The organism is Caulobacter sp. NIBR2454, from assembly GCF_027474405.1.
Classification (GTDB): Bacteria; Pseudomonadota; Alphaproteobacteria; order Caulobacterales; family Caulobacteraceae; genus Caulobacter.
In genome coordinates this window covers 46708-59228 of the sequence record NZ_CP114872.1, presented here as the reverse complement: position 1 = coordinate 59228, position 12521 = coordinate 46708, and the positions used below count along the sequence as shown (strand labels likewise).

Here is a 12521-nt window from a genome sequence, read left to right as displayed (position 1 = left end):
GCACTATCCTTTGGATGAGGAATGCAGGCTCTCGCCACCCGGGAAGACGGACTGGCCGGGCGCTTGTGAGAGCGCCGCCTTCAGGCCTGCCAAACGCTCCTCGGCGTGCCCGAGCTGCGCCTGGAAGTTCGGCGCTCTGCTCGGTCGATCATGCAGTCTTCGGACATACACCTCGTATCGCGTCTTCAGGGTCTCTAGAGTCTTTTGCTCATCGGGTGAATCCGACCGAACCAAGTGGCTACATTTGTTAAAACATTCCAGATGCTTGACGCACGGGCTGGCAGCAAAACTGTTTAAGCAGAATCCGTAGGGGGTAAAGTGCAATGCTCCCGCCTCGGCGTTAAGGTATTCGAAGGCCGATTCATCTCCTTGCTCCGCCTGGAGACGCTCGAACGCACTGACGACCGGGCCTCTAATTTTCCCCCCGCGCATCAGGTCGAACGCCTTTCGAGCATTGGGGGACAATGCCTTGTCGGCCATCCGTGCCTTCTCAGGCTCCATTTCTTCCAGATGATCGGACAGACTCCGATGGTCATAAACGTAGCTTTGCGCCGTAGTTCGACGATTAAAGCGCTTAGTTATGATGGTGTCGGCAATCCCAAGTCGAAAAAGCTCGGTGTTCTGAAGGTGTCTGAGCGAGTGAGGGTTGATGCCATAATCGATGGCTTTCGGTGATTCGCCGTACCGCTGAAACAATCTTCCGCCCTTGGCTTTTCCTCCGAGCTGAAGCTCCAAATCTTTTGGTGATGCAGATTGAACAGAAAAATACCGCTCTATATCAACAATAGAGTCATGCTTTGCTTCAGCTAGGGCGCGGCCTGGGTACAGGAAAAGCTTATGCTCCATTCCAATCGCACCAAGCGTTGACTGGCTAAGGCGCATATCGGGCACCTTGGTTGGAAGATGTGTTCGTGCGTAATCCTCCATTTCTCCTACCCGAACATATAGTGTTCGCTGCCCAAATCGTTCATTCTTTACCAGAGGGACCCCTGACCCCAAGGCGTCACGCAGAAGGCCATTGCTGCAAATATCTGCCTGAATACCCCAGAAATAGTCTCTTACCCTATTTGTTACACCAGCAAATTCTATTGCTTTCCGCTGATGAAGTCTAATTCTAGCAAGAGCGGCAAGATCATATTTCTTTCGATATTCGGATCTTAGGCGGCCTGGTATTTCTTCTTTAGATACCCTCATCATGCCAGATAGGCGTGTATAGGCGTCCGTCCATGGTATGAGGGCATCTTGTTCAAGGTCTGGGAATAGAGAACCCGTTCGACGCTGGGCTTCAACCATGTTTCGTAAGGGGGCGGTGGCATCGAGAACAGCAGATATGCTTCCCGCAACCGTTGGTACCAGCAGAGAGGGGACATGTTGGACTGCATTGACCCATTCAACGCCCCGTCCGGCTGCCCCTTGCTTTTCGGCATAGTGCTTGAGCATGACTAGCGGAACCTGGGGCCCGAAGACCCCAGCACGGGTAGGCTCTGGCTCCTGAACCACAAGGCAATCCTGAGGAAGGGAAACAAGTTCCCCTAGGCGCAAGCCACTTGCGATCAACAATCGAGCCTGATGGAAGCGCACCAGATCGGTGAACGTTTCAGGGGCCGCGCTGAACACAATCCGCAGCAGCTCTGCGAGCGCCTCCTCGTCAGGCAATTTTTCAGCGAAATGCTGCTGGCTTAGCTCACTGCGCAGCGCATTTGGACGCTTACTATCTGCTTGACGGCGACGCGTCGTGACGAGCCGAGCTTCACCTTCCAGCGCTTTAGCAATTTGGGCATTCGGCTCGCAATACTGCGCCAACGGTCGATGGCTGGCGATGCCCGTTCCATCCAACCAGGTCGCTATAAGAGCCTTTAACGTGCTTGCACGTTTACCTGATGGGGTAGCGATAAGAGCGGCGTTGTAGGCAGCTGATACGATGTCGGCGGTCAAGAGCGGGGGAGGTGTATCGCCGGCGCATATCGCCAATATTCGCAGGGATTCCGAGACGTTGCTTGTGAAATTTCCGGGCGTGCGACCGTTCACGAATAGGTCGTGCATAGCGATCGACTTGAAAAAAGCGACCCATGAAGCGGCCATGACGTGAGGCACGCTTCTTTTCAACACTGTTTGAACCGCCACATGAGAAGGGGGCGGCGCCGCAAAGGATGAGATGATCTTTCGTGGCCGTTCGACCCTGCCGGCGGCGGCGGAGAGGTCCCACCACTCATCCTTGGAGATTCTGCCGCTCGCGTGATCGTAGCTCACATTCCAGGTAAGCCCGCGACCTTCAGCCAGGGACTGTCCGTCGGCGACAAACTGTTCAAAGGCGCGGCTCATTGATGCGTCTCACCGATGTCGCCCAGAACGGCATTTATGGCTTCCAAAGTCGATCTAAGCTGCATCATCGCTGGAGATACGCGATCCAGTCGGGCCGGCTGATCGAATCCGCGGACGACATCCTTCAAGTCGGACAAGACCTGTCGGTGGACCGCGCCCTCCGAAACGGGGAGAAACTTGTGGCACGTGTAGCAGGCGAGAACCGGATTACGTGAGCAAAGCGATTGGCCTGCAGCGCACGCCCCGATCCCGGCAATAGGTACGCCGTGCGGCATCCCCGCAATCTGTTGATCCGCTGGACGGCCTGCGAGATCTGCAGCAGTGATCAATTGGCCTCGCGCTGCGGCCGCAACTGACAGATACGTTGGCGACTCTCCCAGGGCGGCATTTACAAGCATGTTTTGGGCGGGCGAGCTTTCGAAATAGATGTTGGCGGAGGTCGTATCAGTATGACCGAGGTATTCTGAGACCGACTCTCTAGATGCTCCATTGTCAGCCAGCCGCTGGGCGCCAGTGTGTCGAAGTTCCCGTGCGGTGTAGGGCGTGCCGGAGATTTCCGCCGTCATAGATTTGATAATCTGCCCAACCGCGATTGGCCTAATCTCGAAGAATTTGACGGTTTCAGCTCGATGCGACGCCCAGCGAACGAATAGCGCTGTCCACTCAGGTTGAATCTTGCGGTTGATTGACCGGCCAATGTTCTCACCGAGCTGCTTAATCAACGTGGGTCGGATATGGACGGTCTGGGCGTCGATGATCCGTACGTCGCTCGCCTCCAGCATGGCGATCTGACGCGGGCGAAGGCCATGCTGATACGCGATCGCCAAGACTGCGGCATCACGAGCCATTTCGGGGGAACATTTCCCAGCTTTCGCAGCAGCACTCGCTTCGTCGAGGTAGGAAACTATCTTCGACTTGGCCTGCTGAGGCACGATTGACGAGCGATCGCCAACCGACATGTACTTTTCATATGCATGGCCGGGGAGGGCGCGGACGAGATCTCGATCCGGTTGGTGCCACTCCCCAATTTCCCAACGGCAGAACCAGTGAAGCACGTGGCGGAATGCAACAGCTTGGCTGCGACTGAAGCGACCTCGTGCATGGGCGGTCCACCAGAATCGAAACTGCACTGGTGATTCACGCAACGCGTTATTCACGCTCTCGCTGAGGAGGCCACTGTCAGCGGCGGCCAATGCACTCCAGAAACCAATGGCAGAGGTCGACGAGTGGGCGATTAATGTCTCTGAGAATACGCGCTTCAGAACACTGCGTGCTGGTTCTGGAAAGCGCGCATAGTCCCAACTCGAGCTCCCTCCATTGACGTGGATACGCCAAACATCGCTGTCCAGATTCTCCAAGCGCCGCTGCTGCCGATCATAGTCGTCATAGTAGCGTACGAGACGGGCCAGAGGCGGTAACGCGGGTAGGGGGGATTGCGCATCAAAGAGTTCCAGTTGCTCGATCATTATCGAACACCTGCCCGAAGGAAGGCCAAGCTTGTCTCAAAAGCCTCTTCCCAAATTCGGCTGTGGCGCGGCTCGAAATAAGCTCGAGCGTAAAGGAAAGGCATTTCAGACGACCGACTCCAACCGAAGAACGGCCTCAAGCGATGCAGTGCTTCGTCCTGCTCCATGCCGGTCTCCATGAAATGCTGGAGACGGATCACGGCCGCCGTGTGCCGGAATGCATGTGCGGAAAGACGGTCTACACCTTCATATTTGAGCGCAGCCTGGGCATCCTGAGACATGTGCTGGTGCGCCGTCCGAATGACATGATCAACCGAACTCAGCGCTAATGGTTGGCCCTCTGAAGACGAGAACAGGAAGGCATGATCAACGTCGCCGCGATACTGCCCGACATAGGTATCCAGGATCGCCGACAATGTGAGAGATACAGGCAACTGACGCACCGCGTGGACGGTTTTCATCCTAGGACGACGCGCTCGCCGATCGGTTGCTTCATCCGAGCGACTTACATTGATCCATCTTTTTACCTCACCGGTGCGGAGATCAAATTGGTCTCTTAGTGCATCCACCGACAGACTGAGAACTTCTCCTTTACGTAGACCGAGTTGAACTAGAAGAATGAAAATAACGAAATTCCTCCACTTGAGCGCATCGATCCTGAAAGGATTTCGAACACTATATGGGTGAAAGATGTCGTAGAGATCTTCTAGGGCGATGGCTGGAATAGCCCGAACTCGACTTGACGGAATACGTGGACGTACGCTGAGTTGCGAAAATCGTTGACGCATGAAGCGCAAGCGCTGCGCCAGGTCTTGACTGTCGGATCCGACTATATTTTTCAGGATCGAAAAGACAAAACTACAGGACAATTTCCAACGCCGTAGATCATGGTCGGCTTGGCGCGTGAGCAAATTAGCTGAAAGAACGGCTTCAATTTCAGGAAAATTTGGAGCCATGAGCGCCGCGTCGAGATCTATTGGAGGCACCATGCTCTCGGCTTGTTGATAGAGAGCCCCAGCAGCGCTGACGTACTTGTCTCGTGTGGAGGGAGCCAAATGCCCCTTAAGGACATCAATCCATATCGTGGCGCAGTAGCGAGGCAGTCCGCTTGGATCGGAGCAGTAAGGCCCGGCTAAGGCCTCGGGAAGCTTGATATGCATGACACACGCGCACTGGATTACAGGCCATCGCATGTCACGTGCTGTGGAGCTTTATCAAGATCGAAAGTTGTGGATGAGGCCCGCCCGAAGCCCCGCTGCTGCGCTGTTTGAATGGCTGCGCAGCGGGGCGTCGAGCTATGTTGCTTGGAATGGTGCAACACTGTCGAACTGGTGTTCCCTTCCGATAATGTTAATTATGCGTTTTTCTAACTATTTGTTTTGTATGACCATTAGGGCGCATTGTTAATTATGCGTTTTTCTAACTATTTGTTTTGTATGACCATTAGGGCGCATCACTGACCATAATAGATGCCCCATTTAATTGATGCGGCTTTTGGCACCGGAATAGATGCCGCTTTTCGCCAAAATAGATGCGGCATTGTCCCGGCCCGGAGAACGAAGACACCGCCATCGCCCAGGTCGCGACTGTCCCGAAACTCGTCCGATGCGGAGGTTTCGCGACTTTGATTTCGCTACAGAGTTCTCGGACGCACCTACCCGGAAATATTTCAACGATGCGTCGCCGGCAGCTGCTGTCCGGAAAACGTAGGTTTTTCGGACGCGGGCTACAGTGGAGCATGTCCGCCTAGGAGCCGCCATGATTCAGAAGGGCTTTACATAGGTGATGCCGGCGCGAACGTTGGAGTCGTCACCGCGCGCCGTCACGCGTGTCGTTGCATAGCCAACTACTGACAAAGTTCGACCAGATCGGACGGGACTGGCATCGGCGCTTCAGCTGGTACATCAGCGCCCCCGGTATTGCCGACGGGCAAGCGTCCCATCCACGACAGTAAGCCACCCGCCGCCAGGCGGATTATCTGCCCCCTCACCTCGCGCCAGTCACGCCGGCGCAAGCCGACTTTCAGCATCGTCCAATGGGCCCAGCTATGAGCTCCGGCCGAAGGTTGACCCAGGATGTGTGCGCGCTCCAGGCGCCGAAAGGCCTCGTCAAGATCGCCTTTGGCCAACGCCTCCTTCGCCAAGGCGGCCTCGTCGCGATAGGCGGCCAACCGTTTCGGCTTGAGCGTCATGCCGCGGCTCCAGCGGCGCTCCGCTCCTCGCGCGCCTGCAGGGTGATCTGCCAAGCCGAGCGAAGGAAAATCACGGCCAGGAAGACGCCGAAAATCAGGTCGGGCCAGCGCGAGCCCGTCAAGCTGACCACAAGACCAGTGAACGCCACGGCGATGCATTGGATGACATCGTTGCGGGTGCAGAGCCAAACCGAGCGGACATTGGCGTCGCCGTCGCGGTATCGAAGTAGGAGCAGCGCGGCGAGCAGATTGGCGGCGATGCCGAACAGTCCTGCGCCAGAAATCGCGAAGCCCTCAGGCTCCGCGCCCGACACCAGTCGCCAAACGGCGATGCCGACGACGCTGGCCGCCAAGAGCGCCAGGCTGGCGCTCTTAATAAAGGCCGCATTGGTCCGCGCCGCGACGCTTTTGCCGATCACCCACAAGCTAAGCCCATAAGTCGCCGCATCGGCCGCGAAATCCAGTGAGTTGGCCGCAAGCGTCGTCGATTGCGCCACCAGACTTCCGACCGCGACCACCACGAACCCCACGAGGTTGATGGCGATCACCGCCGCAAGAATGCGCCGGTAGGCCTTCGAGGCGCCATCGAAGCGAACGGTCTGGCCGCAGCACGACGATCCGGCGGTCGGCGTCGAGGATTTGGTGGTTGAACAGCTTGTCATGCCTGCACCCTGCGCCCTGTAGCTGGTACAGGGTCAAGTTCGTCATTGGCTGTCATCGGATCGCGGTAGGCCAGCAGGCGAAGGGCGTTGAACACCACCAGCAAGGTCGACCCCTCGTGCATCATCACAGCCGGCCCGATCCCCAGACCCATGATCGTCGCGGGCACCAGTATCGCCACGACGCCGAGGCTGACGAAGACGTTCTGGCGGATGATCCGCCGTGTGCTGCGGCTTAAGCCCACCGCGAACGGCAGATGGGCGAGATCATCGGCCATCAGCGCCACGTCCGCTGTCTCGAGCGCGACGTCCGAACCGGCCGCCCCCATGGCGACGCCGACCGTCGCACTGGCCATGGCCGGGGCGTCATTGACCCCGTCGCCGACCATGGCGACCTTGTCCTCACCGGCGAGCTTCTTGATCGCCGCCACCTTGTCCTCGGGCATCAGGTCGCCCCAGGCTTCGTCGAGCCCAACCTCCCTGGCGATGGCGTCGGCGACCTTCTGGTTGTCACCCGAGATCATGATCATGCGGCCGACGCCCAGCTTGTGCAGCTTTGCGAGCGCGGCCTTCGCCGAGTTCCTCGGCGTGTCCATCAGGCCGATGGCGCCAAGGTCCCTCCCCGCCCTGCGCACCACCATGGTCGTACGCCCCGCCTCGCGAAGCTTGGCGATGGCGTCCTTGGCGGCCTTACCCAGCGCGGGCACGCTCTCCACACCGAACATCTCGGCCTTGCCGATCCAGACGGTGTCTCCATCGATCTTCGCGGCGACGCCCTTGCCCGTGAAGCTGCGAAGATCGGTCGCCACAGGCAAGGTCTGCTCGCCCAGGCGTTCACGCCCATCCCTGACGATCGCTTGGGCGAGCGGATGGTCGCTCATAGCCTCGACCGCCACCGCCACAGCCAGCAGCTCCTGGTCGGTGGCGCCATCGACCGCAACGATGTCGGTGATCCGCGGGCGCCCCTCGGTCAGGGTGCCGGTTTTGTCGAAGGCGATGGCCTTGAGCGAGCCGAGGTTCTCCAAGGGCGCGCCGCCCTTGACGAGCACTCCACCCCGCGCCGCCCGAGCGACGCCGGAGAGGACGGCGCTGGGCGTGGCGATGGCCAGGGCGCAGGGGCTTGCTGCAACGAGAACAGCCATGGCGCGATAGAAGCTGTCGGTGAACGGCTCGTCCACGACCACCCAGGCGAAGAGTAGTAGGACGGCGGTGATCAGCACGGCGGGGACGAAGAACCGTTCGAACCGTTCGGTGAACCGCTGGGTCGGCGACTTTTGGGTCTCCGCCTCGCTGACCATCTTGACGACCTTGGCCAGGGCGGTCTCGTCCGAGCGCCGGGTCACCTCGATCTCGATCACCGCGCCGCCGTTGATCGTGCCGGCGAACACCCGGCTCGCAGCGTCGATGGAGTCTGGTCGTTCACGGGCCATGGCCGGGTCGGACACGGGTGACTTGTCGACGGGGATGCTTTCGCCAGTGACCGGCGCCTGGTTGATCGCGCTGGCGCCTTTGATGACGAAGCCGTCGGCCGCCAGCCGCTCGTTGGGGCGAACGATGACGGTGTCGCCGACTAGCAGCTCCTCAACTGCAATCTCGAGTGTTTGCCCTTCGCGACGGACGGTGGCGGTGTCGGGCGCAAGTTCGGCCAACGCCTCGATGGCGCGCTTTGCGCGCCCCATGGCGTAGTGCTCAAGCGCATGGCCTAGGCTGAAGAGGAAGAGCAGCAAGGCGCCTTCGGCCCATTCCCCAAGCGCAGCCGCGCCCAGGGCGGCGACCAGCATCAGGGTGTCGATCTCGAACTTCCTGTGCTTGAGGTTCTCAAGAGCCTCGCGCGCCGTAAAGAAGCCGCCGAAGCCGTAGGCTGCAACGTAGCAGGCCATCGGCAACGCGCCTGATGCGCCAGAGACGAGCTTTTCGACAGCGAAGCCCATGCCCAGCAACGCGCCGCAGGCCAGGGCGAAAATCAGCTCGGTGTTGGCCCCGAGGAAGCCAGCATGGACGTGCTGGTCTTCGGAACTGGAAGGCGCGACATGATCTTGGTGCTTTTGGTCGGCCATCAGCGGCCCTCCCCTTGCCTGTCGGACTCGCGACGCGCGTCCTGAAGAATTTCGACGCCGCCCTTCAACGCTATGGCGGCGACGAGGACGCCGATCGCCAGGTCGGGCCAGGCTTGGCCCGTGAGCATGACCAGCACACCAGCCAGAAGGATGCCGCCGTTGGAGGCGAAATCGTTCAGGCTGAAGGTCTCGGCCGCGCGCATGTTCACATCCTTGCCGCCCTGCCGTTTGACGAGGATCAGGCAGACGAGGTTCACGACGGCCGCGACTAGGGCCAGGACCATCATCGTGCCGCCGACAGGCTCGGTTCCGACGACCCAGCGGCGGACGGCGTCAGCCACCACGCCCACAGCGAAGATCAGCAGCATGATCCCCGACAGGCGGGCGGCCCCGCGCTTCCACCTGCCCGCCCTGCCCACAGCTAGGAAACTGATCAGATAGACCGCCGCGTCCGAGGCGTTGTCGACGGCGTTGGCGAGCAGCGCGCTGGAGTCAGCGACGACGCCGCCAACACCAAGCCCGCCTGCAAGGGCTGCGTTGAGGAGGAACACCGTCGCCAGCGTCTTGCGCTGGCGACGTTCCGATTGCGCCTTGGTCGTCATTCCTCAACCGCCTTGGGCTTGCGACGGCGAGCCGCGACAGCGGCGAAGGTCGGCAGTACGAGCAGGGTCAGAGCCGTCGAGGTCAGCAGGCCGCCGATCACGACCGTAGCCAGGGGCTTTTGCACCTCGGCGCCGGCGCCATGAGCGATCGCCATGGGGATAAAGCCAACGATGGCGACCAGTGCGGTTGTGAGCACGGCGCGCAGGCGGCTTGCCGCCCCCTCAACTGCGGCCTCGACGCTGGCGACACCCCTGTCGAGGCGTTCACGGATCGCTTGCATGAGGACGAGGCCGTTGAGGGTGGCCACGCCCGAGACGGCGATAAAGCCGACCGCCGCAGATACCGAGAACGGCATGCCTCGAAGGACGAGCGCCAAGGCGCCCCCGATCAGCGCCAAGGGCACGCAGGCGAACACCAGCCCGGCTTCGGCGACCGAGCCCAGCGCCATGAATAGCAGCAGGCCGATAAGGACGAACACGACGGGGATCACCAGACCCAGGCGCTGTTCCGCCCGCTTGAGGTTCTCGAACTGCCCGCCCCATTCCAGACGCACGCCGGCCGGCAAGGCGATCTGATCGACCTTGCCTTGAGCCTCGGCGACGAAGCCGCCCAGATCGCGACCGCGCACATTGGCCTGCACCACCATACGCCGGCTGCCATTGTTGCGGCTGATCTGATTGGGACCCTCGGCGGTTTCGATACGCGCCACCGACGACAGCGGCACGGTGACTCCACTGGCCGACACGATCGGCAGCGCCGCCAGACTGGCCGGGTCGTTGCGAGACGTCTCCGGCAGGCGCACGACAACGTCAAAGCGGCGGTCGCCTTCGAAAATCCGCCCGGCTTGCGCACCGCCGATCGCGGCCGAGACCGCATCGCTGACATCGCCGGCGGTGAGGCCGTAGTTGGCGGCCGCGAACCGATCGACGCTGACGGTCAAGGTGGGAAGTCCCGAGGCCTGCTCCACACGAACGTCGGCCGAGCCGCTGGTCTGGCGAAGCTGACCGGCCACTTGATCGGCGACCTTTTGCAGAGTGGCGAAGTCATCGCCATAGACGAGGACGGCAAGGTCGGTCCGCACGCCGGAGATCAGTTCATTGAACCGTAGCTCGATCGGCTGGCTGAATTCAAAGCTGTTGCCAATCTGGAGCGAAGCCTCCTTCTCGATCCGAGCGATGAGGTCTTCCTTGGGAAGCTTGGAGTCGGGCCAGTCGCTGCGGTCCTTCAGCACGATGACGCTGTCGGAGATGTTTGGTGGCATGGGGTCCACGGCCGCCTCGGCCGTGCCGGTGCGCGAGAACATGGTCTCGACCTCGGGCTGGGCGGTGATGGCGCGCTCAAGGGCCATCTGCATGGCCAGCGACTGCTCCAGGGACGCCGACGGCACGCGCAGCGCCTGCATGGCGATGTCACCTTCATCGAGGGTCGGAATGAACTCTCGACCAAGGGTCGCAAAGGCTAGCCCTCCGACGACCAGCGCCGCGAGCGCCGAGATAAGGACGATCTTGGGACGCGCCACGGCCGCGGATATGGCCGGCTCGATCCAGCGCCGCGCAAAGCGGATGACCAGGGTCTCGTGTTCCTCGGCTTCGCCGTTCGATGCGACATGGACACTCTTGGGCTCACGCACCAAAAGCGCCGTCATCGCGGGCACGAAGGTGAAGGAGAAGATGAAGGCCCCGACAAGGGCCAGCATCACCGTGGCGCCCATGGGAATGAAGGTCTTGCCCTCCACGCCCTCGAGCAGAAGCAGCGGCGTGAAGACCAGAAGGATGATCAATTGGCCGAAGGCGGCAGGTTTGACCATCTGACCGGCCGCCTTGCCGGCGGCTTCAAAGCGCTCCTTGCGGGTCAAGGCGCGCCCGATGTCCGCACGCTTTTGCGCCAACACCAGCAGTGTGTTCTCGACCACCACGACCGCACCGTCGACCAGCAGGCCGAAGTCGAGCGCGCCGAGGCTCATCAAATTGCCGCTGATGCCAAAGCGGTTCATGCCGATTACGGCGAAGAGGAAGCTGATGGGGATCATCAGCGCCGTGATGCTGGCCGCGCGGATGTTGCCCAGCAGCAAGAAGAGCACGACGACCACCAGTAGCGCGCCTTCGGTGAGGTTGCGCGCCACGGTCTTGATGGTGGAGTTCACCAGGGCGGAGCGGTCAAGGACCGTCACCGCCTCGATGCCTGGCGGCAGGGTCTTGCGCACTTCCTCCAACCGCTCGCCCGCCGCTTGGGCGACCGTGCGGCTATTACCGCCGGCGATCATCAGAGCGGTGCCGAGCACCGCCTCGTGACCGTCGCGGCTGGCGCCGCCAAGCCTCGGCGCCTGGCCGATCTCGACAGTCGCCACATCAGCCACGCGCACCACCAGGCCGTTGCGGTTGGTGACCGGAGCCTGGGCGAGGTCTTCAGTGCGAAGCGCCAGGGCGTCAGTGCGCACCACGAGCTGTTCGCCGGCCCGCTGCACATAGCCGGCGCCAGCCTGCATGTTGGCCCGATCCAGGGCTGTGATCAGGTCCTGCAGTCCAAGTCCGTAGGAAGACAGGCGCGCGACGTCCGGCCGGACCGCATACTCCTTGACGTAGCCGCCGACGGTGTCGACGCCGGCAAGGCCCTTGGCGGTTCGCATTTGCGGCGCGACGATCCAATCTTGGACCGTGCGCAGATAGGTGGCGCGCTGCTCGGGCGTGGCGAGCCGGTCCCCTTCCGGCGTCAGATAGGCGCCGTCAGATTGCCAGCCCGGCTTGTCGTCGCGCGCCATGGCGCGATTGAACGGCTTGTAGTCCACCGTCCACATGAGGACTTCGCCCAGACCGGTGGTGATCGGCGCTAGGGCGGGCTCTACCCCCTCTGGCAAGCGTTCGCGCGCCTGGGCCATCCGTTCGGCCACCTGCTGGCGGGCGAAGTAGATGTCCGTCTGGTCGGTGAAGATCACGGTGATCTGGCTAAAGCCGTTGCGGCTCAGCGATCGGGTGCTGGTCAGGCCGGGAATGCCGGCCATGGCGGTCTCCAGCGGATAGGTGACCTGGCGTTCGATCTGTTCGGGAGCCAGCGCCGGCGCGACCGTCGTGATCTGGACTTGGCGGTTGGTGATGTCCGGAACAGCGTCGATCGGCAGTCTCGTCAGCTCGAAGAGGCCGTAGGAGGCCACGACGGCGACGATGAGGACGACGAACCACCTGAGGCGGACGGAAAGTTCGATGATGGGTTTGAACATGGGCCTGCT

General features: G+C 61.1%; 8 protein-coding genes. All 8 read right to left on the bottom strand.

Annotation, left to right across the window (positions count from 1 at the left end; genetic code table 11):
• Window positions 1-3 precede the first annotated feature (3 nt).
• The 8 genes from O5K31_RS18025 to O5K31_RS17990 all read right to left on the bottom strand — a co-directional run bounded on the left by O5K31_RS18025 (window position 4) and on the right by O5K31_RS17990 (window position 12512).
• Entirely contained in the window at window positions 4-2322 is a 2319-nt protein-coding gene (locus O5K31_RS18025; RefSeq protein ID WP_269713285.1) for a hypothetical protein, read from the bottom strand.
• A complete protein-coding gene (locus O5K31_RS18020) occupies window positions 2319-3788 on the bottom strand; it encodes a site-specific integrase (protein WP_269713284.1) in 1470 nt (489 codons plus the stop codon). The genes O5K31_RS18025 and O5K31_RS18020 overlap by 4 nt, the downstream gene beginning before the upstream one ends.
• A complete protein-coding gene (locus tag O5K31_RS18015; RefSeq protein ID WP_269713283.1) occupies window positions 3788-4948 on the bottom strand; it encodes a site-specific integrase in 1161 nt (386 codons plus the stop codon). Before O5K31_RS18015 ends, O5K31_RS18020 begins: the two co-directional genes overlap by 1 nt.
• A 686-nt stretch (window positions 4949-5634) precedes the next feature.
• A complete protein-coding gene (locus O5K31_RS18010) occupies window positions 5635-5979 on the bottom strand; it encodes a DUF3703 domain-containing protein (protein ID WP_269717131.1) in 345 nt (114 codons plus the stop codon).
• Window positions 5976-6641, bottom strand: coding sequence for a cation transporter (locus tag O5K31_RS18005; RefSeq protein ID WP_269717130.1), 666 nt, complete (start codon window positions 6639-6641; stop codon window positions 5976-5978). Before O5K31_RS18005 ends, O5K31_RS18010 begins: the two co-directional genes overlap by 4 nt.
• Window positions 6638-8695 (bottom strand): heavy metal translocating P-type ATPase, encoded by a 2058-nt coding sequence (locus O5K31_RS18000; protein WP_442867792.1) that lies wholly within the window; start codon window positions 8693-8695, stop codon window positions 6638-6640. The genes O5K31_RS18005 and O5K31_RS18000 overlap by 4 nt, the downstream gene beginning before the upstream one ends.
• A complete protein-coding gene (locus tag O5K31_RS17995; RefSeq protein WP_269717192.1) occupies window positions 8695-9297 on the bottom strand; it encodes a cation transporter in 603 nt (200 codons plus the stop codon). The genes O5K31_RS18000 and O5K31_RS17995 overlap by 1 nt, the downstream gene beginning before the upstream one ends.
• Window positions 9294-12512: an efflux RND transporter permease subunit gene (locus O5K31_RS17990; RefSeq protein WP_269717191.1), complete on the bottom strand. Its 3219-nt coding sequence runs from the start codon at window positions 12510-12512 to the stop codon at window positions 9294-9296. Before O5K31_RS17990 ends, O5K31_RS17995 begins: the two co-directional genes overlap by 4 nt.
• Window positions 12513-12521: the final 9 nt, after the last annotated feature.